Source organism: Neisseria bergeri, assembly GCA_003044455.1.
GTDB lineage: Bacteria > Pseudomonadota > Gammaproteobacteria > Burkholderiales > Neisseriaceae > Neisseria > Neisseria bergeri.
Genome location: POWY01000007.1, coordinates 89,038 through 103,707, shown reverse-complemented (window position 1 = coordinate 103,707; position 14,670 = coordinate 89,038). Strand labels below are relative to the sequence as shown.

Below are 14,670 nucleotides of genomic sequence, written 5' to 3'. Positions count from 1 at the left end.
TTAACTTCTGGTCTGCTTCAAAGAAACCGACAGGACAATGTTTAAAACATTATCTTGTCTGTCTTTTAAACAGTGTGAGGCTCAAGGCACTCACACTTATCGGTAATCTGTTTTGTTAAAGAGCGTTTGAACTACTTCATCACCGCCGTTTCGTCAGCAGCGAAGACGCGAACTATACGCTTGAAGAGATTTGCGGTCAACCGTTTTCTTGAAAAATTTTTATAAAAATATTTATCATATTGTTTATAAATTAATTTATATTTATTAACCTGCTTTTGCCATATAAAATTCTTCCAGCACATGAGATATATTTTCAGTCTGCCATTCGTTTTTTAAGGGTGCAACAATTTCGATTTGTCGGTTTTGGTAGGCAAATTGTATTTTCCATGCATACAGAAACATGATTTCGGATTCTGTTCCGCCGTATAAGCTGTCGCCTAGAATCGGACTGCCCAAACTTTTCATCGCCACTCTCAATTGGTGCGTTTTGCCCGTATGGGGCTCAAGGATGAACAGCCGCAGTTTTTCGGCGATACTGATGCTGTGGAATCGGGTAACGGCAATATTTTCCATATTGCGCGTCAGCTTCCACATCCCGCGCCTAGATTTTTCCATGCCGCCTTTTATCCATCCTTGTTTTTTGGACGGTTTGCGGTCGGACAAAGCCAAATAGGTTTTCTTCATTTTCCTTTCGGCAAACTGTGCGGCAAAAACAGCGGCACTTTGGGGATTAAGGGCAAACAGCAATATGCCTCCGGTCTGCTTGTCCAACCTGTGCAGCAACCATACCTTTTCTACGCCCAACTGTGCCGCAAGTGTTGCCGTCAGACTGACTTCGCCGTCGGAACGGTGGACGGATATGCCTTGAGGTTTATTGATGGCGACAAAATCTTGGTGTCTGAATAAGATTTCCCACATATTTGAACCTGAATATATTTGACAGAAGCTTTCTGTCAGGCATTGTTGCAATGTTCTGCAATCATTTTTTGGTACACGGCCGGCGGCACATATCTTTTAACGGTTTCAGTCCAGCCTTCCGGCCCGACCAGTCCTTTGACCATAGTGGACGACACTTCGGCAATTTCGCGCGGCGGCATGAGGAATACGGTGGATATTTCGGGGGCAAGGTCGCTGTTGATATGGCGCATAGAGCGTTCGTATTCATAATCGGAGGCGGAACGTATGCCGCGCACGATGAATCCTGCCTGCACTTCGCGGGCGTAATGCACCAGAAACCGGTTTTCAAACACTTCAATTCTGACGTTTGGGAAGTTGTCGGTAATGGCGCACAACATATCCTGCCTTTCAGCGACGGTATAGGTGTTGCGTTTGTCGGGATTGATGCCGATGGCGACGATGAGTTCGTCAAACATAGATTGCGCCTGCCGTATCATCCACAGATGCCCCAATGTGGGCGGATCGAAACTGCCGGCATAAACGGCTCGGCGCGGTGTATTCGGTGACATATGATTCCTTCCGACTTCATAGCCGGCTGTGTTTTTATGTGTGTGCATCCGTATTGTATGCCCAAAACAAAATGCCGTCTGAAGCATTTTCAGACGGCATAGCCCGATAGCATTTTGCCGGCATCAATCCTCGCCGTTTAAAGACAACAGGATGTTGAGCAGGCTGCTGAAGATGTTGTAAAGCGAGATAAACAGTGTCAGTGCCGCGCTGATGTGGCTGTCTTCGCCGCCGTCGATGACGGTGCGTACCTGCCACATAATCATTAAGGAACCGAACAAGACAAAACCGGCGGAAATGGTCAGGGCAAGTGCGGGAATACCCAAAAACAGATTGGCAACCACGGCGACCATCAGAATAACCGCCCCTACGGTCAGGAAGCGTCCGAGCGCGTTCATATCGAGCCGGGTTCGGCGCGCCAAGGCGGACATCGTTAAAAAGACGGCGGCGGTCATCGCGGCGGCAATGCCGACGATTTTCGCACCGTCGGCAATATGGAGCGCGTATTGCAGCACGGGACCGATCAATACGCCCATACCGAATGTGAATACCATCAGCAGGGCAACGCCGGTATTGCTGTAACGGTTTTTCTCGATGAAGTGGATCATACCGTAGAAAAACGCCAACACGACGGCAAATCCTATCCAGCGCGAACCGAAGGTGGCGTAAAAATTGAAACCGGCATTGGCAGCAAGCACTGCGCCTGCGGCAGCCGGAATGAAAGAAAATCCGAGCAGGCGGTAGGTTTTCTGCAGGACGGTGTTTTTAGAAACCGTATGCGCGGTGTAGTCGTAAACGTCGTGTTGCATATCATCTGCTCCTGAAAGCGCGGTTGGGAATAACGGGGGATTTTAACATTGCCCAATGTCAAAATTTGTCCAGTTGCGTGAAGATAAAGTTGTCCGGCGTATTTTAAAGGCCGTCTGAAACAGGTTCGGACAGCCTTTATTTGAAGCAGGAAACCATTTATTGCGGAACATACCCCTGAACGGCATCCGCGCCGTCGCCGAAGAAATACTGCTCCATCTGCTGCGCCAGATATTCACGCGCGCGCGGATCGGCGAGGCTTAAGCGGTTTTCGTTAATCAGCATCGTTTGGTGGCGCGTCCACGCCATCCATGCTTCTTGCGATACGTTTTCAAAAATGCGCTTGCCCAATTCGTTGGGAAGCGGTGGAAATTTCATGCCTTCGGCTTCTTTGTTGAGCTTAACGCAGAATACCATGCGTGCCATAGCGGATTCCTTTGCTGTGTGTTCAGAAATAACGGGGATGATTTTAACCGATTAGGGGTACGGACAAAAGCCTTCTTATTCCCGATGATAGGGATGGTTGTGCAGGATGGAGACGGCCCGGTAGAGCTGCTCGGTCAAAAGGACGCGCACCATGCCGTGCGGCAGAGTGAGGCTGGACAGGCGCATCATCATGCGGGCTTGTTGTTTGAGGCGGTCGGTCATGCCGTCCGCGCCGCCGATGATGAAGCAGACGTGTTCGCCGTTTTGCTGCCAGCTTTTGAGGTGTTCCGCCAGATCGACGGAGGTCGGTGCTTTGCCGCGTTCGTCAAGAACGACAAGGAACGCGCCTTGCGGAACGGCTTCAAGGATGCGTTTTTCTTCTGCCGCCATACCTTGGGCGGCATTCACGCCCGCGCCGCGTTTTTCGGGTTTGATTTCTTTGAGTGCGTAGGCGATGTCGCGTCCGAAGCGTTTGGCGTATTCGGCGACGGCCTCATCAACCCAGCGCGGCATTTTGGTGCCGACTGCCAAGACGGTAATGTTCAATGCTTTCTCCCTTACAGGAAAATGCCGTCTGAACATTCAGACGGCATTGGGAATCAGTCTGCCGCGTGCCACGGCTTCTGCATTCCGGCGTGGAAACTCGGTTTCTCGCCGCCCCAGAGGGTGTCGATGTCGTAGAAGTCGCGCACGGCAGGGAGCATAACGTGGACGACGAGGTCGCCTGCATCAACCAACGTCCATTCGCCGCTGTCGCCTTCGGTACTGAGGATTTCAAAACCGGCTTCTTTCAAATCGACGGCAACGTTGTTGGCAAGGGCTTTGACTTGGCGCGTACTGTCGCCGCTGGCGATAATCATTCTGGCAAACAGCGAAGTTTTGTCTTGGGTTTCCAAAACGGAAATGTCTTTGGCTTTGATATCTTCGAGGGCGTTGACGGCCACCCCGACCATTTTTTGCAGGTCTTGCAGTTCTTGTTCGTTCATTATGTTCCTAACGGGATGTTTTCAGACGGCATTATAGCCGTTCCTTACCGGTTTGACTTATTTTTCATACAGCCGGTGTTCGCGGATGTAGCGTGCGGCGGCAGGCGGTATGCCGTCTGAAACACTGGCGGCACTCAGGTTGCGGCGGATTTCCGTTGACGACACATTATGCATCGGGGCGGACAAGATGCGGACGCTGCCGTCCTGAAGCGCATTGCCCAGCCACGCGTGCAGTTCGCGCGGGGTTTGGTGCAGGCTGTCGCCCTGCCGCATGGCGACGGCGATATGGGTTTCGCGCACGAGCATCTGCCATTTTTTCCATGTGTGCAGCTTCATCAGGCTGTCGCTGCCCATCAGCCACCAGAGTTGCGCGGACGGGAACTGCTGGCGGAAGATTTGTACGGTGTCGAAGGTGTAAGTCGCGCCTTCTCGGACGATGTCGCAGTCGCTGACGGCAAAACGCGCGTCTTCTGCCGTCGCCAGTTCGACCATGGCAAGGCGGTCGGCGGCGGAAGCGGAGGCGGCGTCTTTGTGATACGGGCCGCCTGCCGGCAGGAAAACAACCGTGTCCAACCCGATTTCATCGGCAAAGGCACGGGCGATATGAAGATGCCCGTTGTGTATCGGGTCGAAAGTGCCGCCGAACAGTCCGATTTTCTTCATGATGTTTCCATTCCTTCCGATAAGTCCATGCCGTCTGAAACACTGCCGTCCACAATCAGGGTCAGTTTGCCGGTAACGGGATGGATGACCAATCCGTGAACGGCAATATGACGCGGCATCAACGGATGGCGGCGGATGAGTTCGACCGTATGGCGCACGCTGTCTTCGACGTTGTCGAAACCGGTCAGCCAGCCGTCGAGGTCAACACCTGCATAACGCAGGGTTTCGATACGGTCGTCGGGAATATTGCTTTCATGCACCTTACTGAGAAAGCCGGCCGCATTCAATCCCTGCATACCGCAATCGTGATGGGAGATGACCATGATTTCTTTGACTTTCAGTTCAAACACGGCAACCAGCAGGCTCCTCATGACCGAACCCCACGGATGCGCAACCAGCGCACCTGCATTTTTAATCAGTTTGGCATCGCCGTTCCTCAACCCCAAAGCATTGGGCAGTAGCTCGATAATCCGCGCATCCATGCAAGACAAAATCGCCAACTCCCTGCCTGGGTATTTGTCGGTAAAATATTTCTCATATTCGCCCGACTCGACAAATTTCTGATTATAGGAAAGGATTTCGCTCAACTCGCTCATTTTGCCGTCCTCTGAAAAAGGGTTCACATTATAACGTTTCCGTCTGTTTTCCGCCTTCACCGTTGTCCAACAGCAGGAAAATGCACACCGCAAATGCCGACAACAGCAATGTCAACACCATTGCCCGCGCATAATTGTCCTCACCCGCACGCCCCAAATAGGCGTAAATCAGCGTCGTCAGCGTCTGCCACTCGGGGCGCGACAGGAACAAGGTTGCCGCAAATTCGCCCACACACGTCGCCGCCGCCAAGGTCAGCCCGCGCCGCAACGCCGGTTTCAAGAGGGGGAGCGTAATACGGTATGCCGTCTGAAAGCTATCCGCGCCCAAACCTGCCGCCGCCCTGCCGTAATCCGGCGGCAGTGCATCCCAGGCCGATAAAACATCTTTTGCCACAAACGGATAAGCCAGCAGCGCATACATCGCCAGCAGCAACGGCAACGAAGCCGTCCACTGCGGATAAAGCAGCAGCACGCCCGCCGAAACACAAACCGGCGACACCATAAACGGCAAAAACATCAGCCCGCGCATCCACGCCGACCACCGCGCCGCCGCAGCATACATGACACCCAATACCGCCGCCGAAAATACCGCCGCCGCCGAGAAGCGCAAAGTATTCCACACCGCCTGCCAAGTTTCGCGTTCCGCCAACACCTGCCAGGATTCTCCTGCAGAACAGGCCTTTACCACGACCGCCGCCAGCGGAAACAGGCAGCATATGCCCAACACTGCCGCCGCAAACGCCAGCAGCACATATTCCCCGACCGACTGCGGTTCAGACGGCATCACAGGGGAAACCGCCTTATCCGAACCCGCGCGTCTGCCGAACCACGCATACAGCAATCCCGCCACCGCCGTTACCCCCAACACCAGCCACACCAGCACCGAAGCAACCGCCATATCGAGTTCGAACATGACCAACTGGTAAATTTCCACTTCGACCGTGGCATAACGGCTGCCGCCCAGCAGCAATGCCAGCCCGAACCCGGAAAAACAATACAAAAAGACAAGGCACACACCGCCGGCAAGCCACGGGCGCAAAACGGGCATTTCAATGTTCCAAAACCGCCGCCACGCCCCCGCGCCCAACGTCCGTGCCGTCTGAAGCCGTGCCGCAGGCACTTGCACAAACCCCTGATATGCCGCCCTGACCAGCACGGGCAGGTTGAAAAACACATTGCCGTACAACAACAGATACGGCGTATCCTGCCAGCCGCGCCACAACAGCCCGTCCGCCCCGAACAAGGCCAGCACGCCCACGCCCGCCACCAGCGTGGGCATCACGAACGGCAGCATCAGCAGGCGCAGCACCAAAGCCCGCCCCGGGAACGCCAGCCGCGCCAGCACCCACGCGACAGGTACGCCCAAGGGAAGCACCAGCACACAGGTTGCCGCCGCCTGAAACACCGTCCACGTCAAACGTTTGAGCATATAGGCATCCGACAGCACCGCGTGCCACGCCAAACCGTCATATGCCGCCATCGCCCACAAAGGCGCAAGCACCATCGCGGTCAAAAAAAACAGGGGCGGCAGCGTAACCAATCCGACAACCGCCCAACGCCGCATATCCATCCGTTTTCCCATTTCAAAACATAATGGCTGGATTGTACCCAAAGCCAATCAAAAATGACTGCACAATTTTATCCGTCCGCAGTCAAACCGCCAGAATTCAGAGTCAAACACCGGCGCGGGTGCGTAACAAAGCAACCGAAACCGGTACGCCGAACCGGAAAACATCCGGAAAACATATTCAAATCCGAAACAAAATGCCGTCTGAAACCCTTTCAGACGGCATTTCTGTCAAACGCCGGACGCACTCAACCCAAACTCAACAGCAGGTTGCGGAACGCGTTCGGGTCTTTGATAAACGTCATCTCGCCCTCCTGCGGAAAATGAAAATCCAACAGGCGCGACACCCAAAAACGGATGCAGCCGGCACGTTGGGCGGTCGGGAAATACGCCTTTTCTTCGGCACTCAAGGGGCGCACGCCCTCATAACCGCCGATAAACGCCTTTTTCAACGCCTCATCCAACTTATTGTCCGCCGTCCTTGCCCAATCGTTGACCGCAATCGCCAAGTCATACATAAAATTGCCCCGGCAGGCATAATAGAAATCGATGAAGCCCGATACCTGACCGCCGTCAAGCAACACATTGTCTTTAAACAGGTCGGCATGGATGATGCCCGAAGGCAGATGGTTGCCGAGATTGTCCTTCAGCGCATCGATTTCGGAACACAGCAGCGCGGCATCGTCTTGCGACAGGACGGGCAGCAGTCGGGCGCACGCTTCCGTCCACCACGCATCGTAACGCGGGTTTTCCATTTCCAAAGGGAAATCGGCGGCGGCAAGGTGCATTTTCGCCAACATCGCACCGGTATGGAAGCACTGCTCCGCCGTCGGCAGCGCGGTATCCGAACCTTTCAGGCAGGCAACCAGGCAGGCGGGCTTGCCCGCCAAAACGGAATCAAGCCGACCGTCTTTGCGCGCGACCGGCGCGGCAACCGCCACGCCCTTCATACTCAAATGCCGGTTAAGTTCCAGAAAAAACGGCAACTCCTCCTGTTTCAACACTTCAAACACGGTCAGCACATAACGTCCCGAAGTCGTCGTCAGAAAATAATTGCTGTTGGTAATCCCCTGCGCGATACCCTGCAGGGAAACAAATTCCCCCAAATCGTAACCGCTCAGGAAGCCGCGCATTTCATCATCGGAAACACTGGTATAGACAGACATATCAACTCACTTGCTCAAAAACGGGCAAACCCGCCGTCAGAACGCCGGACGGCAGGCAAACATATAATTCACATCGGTCGAATCGCACAGGGCATAAGTTTGCGACAACACATGGTAAGTCATACCCTTCGTATCCGCCACATCCAAGCCCGCCTGACGGCACATCCGCGCCAGCTCGGCAGGCGCGATGAATTTTTTCCAGTCGTGCGTGCCTTTGGGGACAAACTTCAACAGATATTCCGCCGCCACAATCAGATGCAGATACGATTTCGGGTTTTTATTGATGGTGGAAAAAAACACCATGCCGTCCGGTTTGACCAGCTTGGCACAAGCACGCACGATGGCGGCGGGATCGGGGACGTGTTCCATCATTTCCATGCACGTTACCACATCAAACGAGTACGGTTCCGCCTCGGCAAGGTCTTCCACGCGGATACATTCGTATTCGATATCGGCGACATTGTTCAAAGCCGCATGCAGGCGGGCGGTTTCCAACGACTGCTCCGCCATGTCGATGCCCTTGACAAACACCGCGCCGCGCCGCGCCATACTTTCCGCCAAAATCCCGCCGCCGCAGCCCACATCCAAAACCCGTTTGCCGCGCAAATTTGCGTGTCCGTCGATATAATCGAGCCGCAGCGGATTGATGTCGTGCAAGGTTTTGAACTCGCCCGACTTGTCCCACCATTTGTCGGCAATCCGGCTGAATTTGGCGATTTCCCCCTCATCGACATTATATTTTTTGTCGGACATTTTTCCTCCCATCTGACGAACCGCCCCACTCCAAAACCCAAGATTATACTATGGAACACGATGCCGTCTGAAAGCCTTTTCGGGCGGTGCGGCGCAAATACCTTACAAACCCTTACACTTTACGGCATAATGGCAGCCGCGCATTTCTAGAAGAAAGATAAACAATGTCAACCAAAACCCCTTCCCTATTCGGCGGCGCGATGATTATCGCCGGTACGGTTATCGGCGCAGGTATGCTCGCCAACCCCACCGCCACCTCCGGCGTATGGTTTGCCGGCTCGCTGATTGTGTTGCTCTACACCTGGTTTTCCATGCTCTCCAGCGGCCTGATGATTTTGGAAGTCAACACCCACTACCCCCACGGCGCAAGTTTCGACACCATGGTCAAAGACCTGCTCGGACGGAGCTGGAACATCATCAACGGCATCGCCGTCGCCTTCGTTTTATACCTGCTTACTTACGCTTATATCTTCGTCGGCGGCGACCTGACCGCCAAAGGCTTAGGCAGCGCGGCAGGCAGCGACGTTTCGCTCACCGTCGGCCAACTCGTCTTCTTCGGCATCCTCGCCTTTTGCGTATGGGCATCCGCACGCTTGGTTGACCGTTTCACCAGCGTCCTCATCGGCGGCATGGTATTAACCTTTATTTGGGCAACCGGCGGCCTGATTGCCGATGCCAAACTGCCCGTTCTCTTCGACACCCAAGCCCCCGTCGGCACCAGCTACTGGATTTATGTCGCCACCGCCCTGCCCGTCTGCCTCGCTTCCTTCGGCTTCCACGGCAACGTCTCCAGCCTGCTCAAATACTTTAAAGGCGACGCACCCAAAGTGGCGAAATCCATCTGGACGGGCACACTGATTGCGCTGGTGATTTACGTCCTCTGGCAAATCGCCATCCAAGGCAACCTGCCGCGCAACGAGTTCGCCCCCGTCATCGCCGCCGAAGGGCAAGTCTCCGTCCTGATTGAAACCCTGTCCAAATTCGCCCAAACCGGCAATATGGATAAAATATTGTCCCTGTTTTCCTATATGGCGATCGCCACCTCGTTTTTAGGCGTAACGCTCGGACTCTTCGACTACATCTCCGACATCTTCAAATGGAACGACAGCTTGTCCGGCCGCACCAAAACCGCCGCGCTGACCTTCCTGCCGCCTCTAATTTCCTGCCTGCTCTTCCCCACCGGCTTCGTTACCGCCATCGGCTACGTCGGACTGGCGGCAACCGTCTGGACAGGCATCATCCCCGCCATGCTACTCTACCGTTCACGCAAAAAATTCGGCGCAGGCAAAACCTATAAAGTTTACGGCGGCTTGTGGCTGATGGTTTGGGTCTTCCTTTTCGGCATCATCAACATCGCCGCACAGGTATTGAGCCAAATGGAACTCGTCCCCGTATTCAAGGGATAAAGGCAAAATGCCGTCTGAACGAGTTTTCAGACGGCATTTTCGCAACCGTTGCAGCCGTGCGGCAAAAAGCTAACGGGCAATTTTCAAAACATCGTACAGATAGTTCCGATAGTCTCCGACCAGTTTCCGGTTCGGGCAGTCTTCCAACCCTCCGCCGCACAAACCGCGCATCGCCATATTCGCACGCATGAAGCCGTCTTTGGCTTCCAAACCCGCCGCCTCCATCAGTACGCCGCCTGCAAAGGCAAGGTCGAGAAAATCCTGCCGCTGTACGAATCCGCCAGCAATATTGCTCCTGACGGCAAACTGCGTTACATAATCCGGCTGCGCGTAATCCCATTTCTTCCTGACGGACACGCCCTCAAACGGTACCTGATGATCGCCGAAATAACCGAAAACAAAGGGTTTGCCGCGTTCATGCAGATAACGGTCGAAACTTTCCACTGCTTTGTCCAAATCGGCAATGCGCCCGATGTAGTCATTAAGCGCGGATACGGTTTTCGCATTCAAATCAGGCGCATCCAAATCAAACACATTGTCGGTATCCGTCCGATACGGCCCGTGTTCCTTCATGGTCAGCACATATACGAACATCGGTTGGCGCACATTTTCCAAATCGGGATGGCGTTTTTCGAGAATCATCCGCGCATACTGCATCATTTCCTCACTGGAAATGTGCCACAGGTTTTTGCCCATCGGCGCGGGATAGCCCAAATCTTGCGGCTGGAACATCAGATTAAAGCCGAAATGGTCATATGCTGCCTTGGCATTGTAGTTGCCCTTGGTAAACGGCGAGAGTGCCACGCAAAAATAACCGTGTTCGCGCAGGTTGCGGACAAAACCGGTCTGCAAATGCGGTACGACCGAGTAAAACACGCCGCTTGCCAACGCGCCGAAATCCGTGGACGGAACACCCGCCAAAAACGCAAATTCGGACTTCCACGTTGCGCCGCCGAAAGTATGCACGCGCAAAGGTGAGGAAAATACGGTATCTTCCTGCCGTCCGAACATTTTCAAATCGGGAATCTTGGCGGCGGCAAAATCGAAACAGTGCGGATCGAGCGTCGATTCCATCAGGGTAACGACAATATCGGGTTTTTCACCCGACCTGCCGCGCAAAGGAGGTTCAGACGGCATCTGCCTGGCAAACGCTTCCCCGTCGCCCTCAAACACGGGTACTTGGAAAAACACCGCCCGACAGGACATCGGCAGGTTCAAAAACACGTCGCGCCCGTCGTCCGGCAGCGAGTCCAGCCACGTCTTTACCGCGCCCGGATGTTTGGAAAAATGCCGCATCGACACGAACGCCGCCGCAAACAACGCCGCGCTCGCCCACCGCCACGGCATATCCAAAGAATCCGCACCGCTCCAGCCGAAAACCGCATATGTCGCCAAAGCCAGCAGCCCCGCCATACCGATAACCGCTTCCTTATAATGGAACAGCGTTTCCCAATTCCGCCAGTCGGCAATCAGCAAAAAGTCGGAAATTAACAGCGGCTGTTTGTAATAATGGATTTTCAGCCTGTGGAACAGTATCAGCACTACAAACCAGACCGAAGCGAAATTCAAGGCGCGCTGCCACTGAGCCGTCAGCATCAGCATACCGCCCGCCAAAAAGACAAACAGCGCGGATGCGAAAAAATACGTCCAGCGGTAGTGTGACCTGATAATCAGCACCAACGCCGCCGTTACAAACAAAAACAGGAAAACATAGGCAACCATCCCGCCCCACTCCTCAAAACGGCATACCTGAGCCGTTGCAAATTATTATCGAAAGCGTGCATTATAATGCAGCACAGGCGCATTTCCACCGATATTTCAGTATAATGCCATCCCCAAACCTGCCTAACCCAAAGGAACCGTGATGAAACTCATCATTCTCGACCGCGACGGCGTCATCAACCGGGACCGCGACGACTTCGTCAAATCCGTTGACGAGTGGATACCCATCGAAGGCAGCATGGATGCGGTGGCATTCCTGACGCAGGCGGGCTGCACCGTCGCCGTCGCCACCAACCAATCCGGCATCGGGCGCAAATATTTCACCGTTCAAGACCTCACCGAAATGCATGCCAAAATGCACCGCCTCGTCCGTCAGGCAGGCGGCGAAATCAACGGCATCTGGTTCTGCCCCCACACCAACGCCGACAACTGCAACTGCCGCAAGCCCAAACCGGGTATGATTGAAGACATCATCGGACGCTTCAACGCCCAAGCCTCGGAAACCTGGCTGGTCGGCGACAGCCTGCGCGATTTGCAGGCAATCGATGCCGTCGGCGGCAAACCCGCGCTGGTTCTGACCGGGAAAGGCAAAAAAACGCTCTCCCAACACGGACACGAATTGCCCGAACACACACAGGTTTTCGATACCCTGCTCGATTTCTCACAATACATCATGCAGGAAAACGCCGCACCGCAAGCCGACTGAACATACCGTATTCCGACAAGGCAAAACCATGCTCATCATCCGCAACCTGATTTACTGGCTGATACTCTGTTCCAGCCTGATTTTCCTCTTTCCCTTTATGCTGCTCGCCTCGCCTTTCCGAGACGGGGCGCACAAGATGGCGCGGGTCTGGGTCGGCATCCTCAACTGGTCGCTCAAACACATCGTCGGGCTTAAATACCGCATCATCGGCGCGGAAAACATCCCCGACCGCCCCGCCGTCATCTGCGCCAAACACCAAAGCGGCTGGGAAACGCTTGCCCTTCAGGACATTTTTCCGCCGCAGGTTTACGTTGCCAAGCGCGAGTTGTTCAAAATCCCCTTTTTCGGCTGGGGCTTGAAACTGGTCAAAACCATAGGCATAGACCGCAACAACCGCCGCGAAGCCAACGAACAGCTCATAAAACAGGGTTTTGCGCGCAAAAACGAAGGCTATTGGATTACCATTTTCCCCGAAGGCACGCGCCTTGCACCCGGAAAGCGCGGCAAATACAAGCTCGGCGGCGCGCGCATGGCGAAAATGTTTGAGATGGACATCGTCCCCGTCGCCCTCAACAGCGGCGAATTTTGGCCAAAAAATTCCTTTCTGAAATACCCGGGGGAAATCACCGTCGTCATCTGTCCGACCATCCCGCACGCAAGCGGCAGCGAAGCTGAACTGATGGAAAAATGCGAACATCTCATTGAAACGCAACAACCGCTTATTTCCGGCAAAGGCTCATTTGCCGCCAAAATGCCGTCTGAAACCGCATGACCTCCCTGATTCATACTCTTTCAGACGGCATGGAACTGACCATAGAAATCAAACGCCGCGCCAAGAAAAACCTGATTATCCGCCCTATCGGCACACATACCGTCAGCATCAGCGTCCCACCCTACTTCTCCGTCTCCGCTCTAAACCGCTGGCTGCGCGACAACGAAGCCATCCTGCGGCGAACACTGGCGAAAACACCGCCGCACAATACGGCAAACCGGCTGCCCGAATCCATCCTCTTCCACGGCAGGCGGCTTGCCCTCACCGCCCATCAAGACACGAAAATCCTGCTGATGCCGTCTGAAATCCGCGTCCCCGAAGGCGCGCCCGAAAAACAGCTTGCGCTGCTGTGGGACTTTTTGGAACTGCAGGCGCACAGTTACCTGATTCCCCGTCTCGAACGCCACGCCCGAACCGTCCGCCTGTTTCCAACCGCCGCCGCACTGACCTCCGCCAAAACCTTCTGGGGCGTGTGCCGCAAAACCACAGGCATACGCCTCAACTGGCGGCTGGTCGGCGCACCGGAATACGTTGCCGACTATGTCTGCATACACGAACTCTGCCACCTCGCCCATCCCGACCACAGCCCCGCCTTTTGGGAACTGACCCGCAGCTTCGCCCCCTACGCGGACGAAGCCAAGCAATGGCTCAAAGACCGCAGCAGGGAACTTTTCGCCTTGGGTTGACGCTGCTGGGCCGGCCCGCCGCTTTCAGACGGCATCCGTGCCGGAACAGGCACGCGCCCGCCCGATTCAAACCGCGATGACGCTTTGCCGCCAGTTCGGGGCAGGATGGCGGCATCCGTGCCGTCCGCCGCGTTTCATTTCACACCGCCCTTCCGAAACCCGCCCGATCCGACGTGCGGTATGAAACGCTTAAGCTGGCGCGAAGTCTTCTACTGATTTGCCCACGAAAATGCCGTCTGAAAGTCCTTCAGACGACATTTTTTTGCGTTTTCGGGGATGGCGGCGGATTCGTAAAAGGCGGGCAGGGTGGGTTGTAGGATGGGTTGAGGCCTGCCGAATCCGCCAAATCTACCGCCGTCATTCCCACGAAAGTGGGAATCTAGGACTCGGAGTTGGAGAAACCTTTTTTCCCGATAAGTTTCCGTGCCGACCGGTCTGGATTCCCGCCTGCGCGGGAATGACGGTTCGGGTATTTCTGACGATTCATCGAGCCGTAGCAACTGTATTTTTCACTCCGTCGGGCAAAAATACCAAAACTCAAATCAAGCCGTCCGGATACCGTTTTCGGCGGTATCGTTTTCAGCAAGATAATCACGCATCCGAGCATTCAATATCGTCAGCAGTTTGCGCATACATGCCGTAACGGCAACCTTATACGGCTTACCCTTGGACAGCAGGCGTTGGTAGAAATCCCGAATAAGCGGTTCAAAACGTGTCGCTGCCACGGTAGCCATATACAGCGCCTTACGCATTTATCCTGCGCCTGCCGATATGCCGTCATTCCCGCGCAGGCGGGAATCTAGACCTTCGGGCGGCGGCAATATTCAAAGATTATCTGAAAGTTTGAGGTTCTAGATTCCCGTTTTCACGGGAATGACGAAAGCTTGCGGGCAGCAGGGGAATAACGAAGTTTCAGACGGCATCGGGAGCTTTGTCGGGCTTCAGACGGC

The 14,670-nt window shown here is 54.6% G+C and carries 17 protein-coding genes and 1 pseudogene; 5 read left to right on the top strand and 13 right to left on the bottom strand.

The features are described 5' to 3' along the window. Nucleotides 1-264: 264 nt before the first annotated feature. The 11 genes from DBY86_RS08385 to ubiG all read right to left on the bottom strand — a co-directional run bounded on the left by DBY86_RS08385 (nt 265) and on the right by ubiG (nt 8,440). Nucleotides 265-918 (bottom strand): TIGR01621 family pseudouridine synthase, encoded by a 654-nt coding sequence (locus DBY86_RS08385; protein WP_107819629.1) that lies wholly within the window; start codon nt 916-918, stop codon nt 265-267. Nucleotides 919-953: 35 nt separating this feature from the next. Next, nucleotides 954-1,466, bottom strand: coding sequence for a pantetheine-phosphate adenylyltransferase (gene coaD, locus DBY86_RS08380; RefSeq protein ID WP_107819628.1), 513 nt, complete (start codon nt 1,464-1,466; stop codon nt 954-956). Between the two features lie 123 nt (nt 1,467-1,589). Further along, on the bottom strand, nt 1,590-2,273 hold the full coding sequence (locus tag DBY86_RS08375) for a Bax inhibitor-1 family protein (RefSeq protein WP_107819627.1): 684 nt from the start codon (nt 2,271-2,273) through the stop codon (nt 1,590-1,592). A 157-nt stretch (nt 2,274-2,430) separates the two neighbouring features. After that, nucleotides 2,431-2,697 carry an oxidative damage protection protein gene (locus DBY86_RS08370; protein WP_002223157.1) on the bottom strand — a complete coding sequence of 89 codons (267 nt, stop codon included), beginning with the start codon at nt 2,695-2,697 and terminating at the stop codon, nt 2,431-2,433. A 75-nt stretch (nt 2,698-2,772) separates the two neighbouring features. After that, nucleotides 2,773-3,243 carry a 23S rRNA (pseudouridine(1915)-N(3))-methyltransferase RlmH gene (gene rlmH / locus DBY86_RS08365; RefSeq protein WP_107819626.1) on the bottom strand — a complete coding sequence of 157 codons (471 nt, stop codon included), beginning with the start codon at nt 3,241-3,243 and terminating at the stop codon, nt 2,773-2,775. A 53-nt stretch (nt 3,244-3,296) separates the two neighbouring features. Further along, nucleotides 3,297-3,683: a ribosome silencing factor gene (gene rsfS / locus DBY86_RS08360; protein WP_002214954.1), complete on the bottom strand. Its 387-nt coding sequence runs from the start codon at nt 3,681-3,683 to the stop codon at nt 3,297-3,299. Nucleotides 3,684-3,740: 57 nt separating this feature from the next. After that, a complete protein-coding gene (gene nadD, locus DBY86_RS08355) occupies nt 3,741-4,346 on the bottom strand; it encodes a nicotinate-nucleotide adenylyltransferase (protein WP_107819625.1) in 606 nt (201 codons plus the stop codon). Next, a complete protein-coding gene (locus DBY86_RS08350; protein WP_003677311.1) occupies nt 4,343-4,942 on the bottom strand; it encodes a beta-class carbonic anhydrase in 600 nt (199 codons plus the stop codon). The genes nadD and DBY86_RS08350 overlap by 4 nt, the downstream gene beginning before the upstream one ends. A 28-nt stretch (nt 4,943-4,970) precedes the next feature. Beyond that, nucleotides 4,971-6,512, bottom strand: coding sequence for an ABC transporter permease (locus DBY86_RS08345; protein ID WP_107819624.1), 1,542 nt, complete (start codon nt 6,510-6,512; stop codon nt 4,971-4,973). A 245-nt stretch (nt 6,513-6,757) separates the two neighbouring features. Beyond that, a complete protein-coding gene (gene thrB / locus DBY86_RS08340) occupies nt 6,758-7,675 on the bottom strand; it encodes a homoserine kinase (protein WP_003753519.1) in 918 nt (305 codons plus the stop codon). Nucleotides 7,676-7,711: 36 nt separating this feature from the next. Then, nucleotides 7,712-8,440 carry a bifunctional 2-polyprenyl-6-hydroxyphenol methylase/3-demethylubiquinol 3-O-methyltransferase UbiG gene (gene ubiG, locus DBY86_RS08335; RefSeq protein WP_107819623.1) on the bottom strand — a complete coding sequence of 243 codons (729 nt, stop codon included), beginning with the start codon at nt 8,438-8,440 and terminating at the stop codon, nt 7,712-7,714. Nucleotides 8,441-8,592: 152 nt separating this feature from the next. Here ubiG and DBY86_RS08330 point away from each other — a divergent pair, with 152 nt between their 5' ends. Further along, complete coding sequence (locus DBY86_RS08330; protein WP_107819622.1) at nt 8,593-9,834, top strand: aromatic amino acid transporter; 1,242 nt, start codon at nt 8,593-8,595, stop codon at nt 9,832-9,834. Nucleotides 9,835-9,903: 69 nt separating this feature from the next. Here DBY86_RS08330 and DBY86_RS08325 read toward each other — a convergent pair whose 3' ends face one another. Continuing rightward, nucleotides 9,904-11,556 (bottom strand): LTA synthase family protein, encoded by a 1,653-nt coding sequence (locus DBY86_RS08325; RefSeq protein ID WP_107819621.1) that lies wholly within the window; start codon nt 11,554-11,556, stop codon nt 9,904-9,906. A 142-nt stretch (nt 11,557-11,698) separates the two neighbouring features. Here DBY86_RS08325 and gmhB point away from each other — a divergent pair, with 142 nt between their 5' ends. From gmhB to DBY86_RS13375, 4 genes are all read left to right on the top strand, one after another. Then, nucleotides 11,699-12,262 (top strand): D-glycero-beta-D-manno-heptose 1,7-bisphosphate 7-phosphatase, encoded by a 564-nt coding sequence (gene gmhB, locus DBY86_RS08320; RefSeq protein ID WP_107819620.1) that lies wholly within the window; start codon nt 11,699-11,701, stop codon nt 12,260-12,262. A gap of 28 nt (nt 12,263-12,290) precedes the next feature. Next, the gene (locus tag DBY86_RS08315; RefSeq protein WP_107819619.1) at nt 12,291-13,034 is read left to right on the top strand and encodes a lysophospholipid acyltransferase family protein; all 744 of its coding nucleotides are present in this window, start codon (nt 12,291-12,293) and stop codon (nt 13,032-13,034) included. Beyond that, entirely contained in the window at nt 13,031-13,720 is a 690-nt protein-coding gene (locus DBY86_RS08310; RefSeq protein WP_107819618.1) for a M48 family metallopeptidase, read from the top strand. Before DBY86_RS08315 ends, DBY86_RS08310 begins: the two co-directional genes overlap by 4 nt. Before the next feature lie 84 nt (nt 13,721-13,804). Further along, the gene (locus DBY86_RS13375; protein ID WP_199901071.1) at nt 13,805-13,936 is read left to right on the top strand and encodes an acyl-CoA dehydrogenase; all 132 of its coding nucleotides are present in this window, start codon (nt 13,805-13,807) and stop codon (nt 13,934-13,936) included. A 326-nt stretch (nt 13,937-14,262) separates the two neighbouring features. On the opposite strand, the pseudogene DBY86_RS08300 reads toward DBY86_RS13375, so the two are convergent. Further along, nucleotides 14,263-14,472: pseudogene (locus tag DBY86_RS08300) on the bottom strand (IS110 family transposase); the annotation flags it as partial. Between the last annotated feature and the right edge of the window lie 198 nt (nt 14,473-14,670).

Coding starts and splice junctions, on each gene's coding strand:
- DBY86_RS08385 (WP_107819629.1), bottom strand. CDS start 918: ATGTGGGAAATCTTATTCAGACACCAAGATTTTGTCGCCATCAATAAA.
- coaD (WP_107819628.1), bottom strand. CDS start 1,466: ATGTCACCGAATACACCGCGCCGAGCCGTTTATGCCGGCAGTTTCGAT.
- DBY86_RS08375 (WP_107819627.1), bottom strand. CDS start 2,273: ATGCAACACGACGTTTACGACTACACCGCGCATACGGTTTCTAAAAAC.
- DBY86_RS08370 (WP_002223157.1), bottom strand. CDS start 2,697: ATGGCACGCATGGTATTCTGCGTTAAGCTCAACAAAGAAGCCGAAGGC.
- rsfS (WP_002214954.1), bottom strand. CDS start 3,683: ATGAACGAACAAGAACTGCAAGACCTGCAAAAAATGGTCGGGGTGGCC.
- nadD (WP_107819625.1), bottom strand. CDS start 4,346: ATGAAGAAAATCGGACTGTTCGGCGGCACTTTCGACCCGATACACAAC.
- DBY86_RS08350 (WP_003677311.1), bottom strand. CDS start 4,942: ATGAGCGAGTTGAGCGAAATCCTTTCCTATAATCAGAAATTTGTCGAG.
- DBY86_RS08345 (WP_107819624.1), bottom strand. CDS start 6,512: ATGGATATGCGGCGTTGGGCGGTTGTCGGATTGGTTACGCTGCCGCCC.
- thrB (WP_003753519.1), bottom strand. CDS start 7,675: ATGTCTGTCTATACCAGTGTTTCCGATGATGAAATGCGCGGCTTCCTG.
- ubiG (WP_107819623.1), bottom strand. CDS start 8,440: ATGGGAGGAAAAATGTCCGACAAAAAATATAATGTCGATGAGGGGGAA.
- DBY86_RS08330 (WP_107819622.1), top strand. CDS start 8,593: ATGTCAACCAAAACCCCTTCCCTATTCGGCGGCGCGATGATTATCGCC.
- DBY86_RS08325 (WP_107819621.1), bottom strand. CDS start 11,556: ATGGTTGCCTATGTTTTCCTGTTTTTGTTTGTAACGGCGGCGTTGGTG.
- gmhB (WP_107819620.1), top strand. CDS start 11,699: ATGAAACTCATCATTCTCGACCGCGACGGCGTCATCAACCGGGACCGC.
- DBY86_RS08315 (WP_107819619.1), top strand. CDS start 12,291: ATGCTCATCATCCGCAACCTGATTTACTGGCTGATACTCTGTTCCAGC.
- DBY86_RS08310 (WP_107819618.1), top strand. CDS start 13,031: ATGACCTCCCTGATTCATACTCTTTCAGACGGCATGGAACTGACCATA.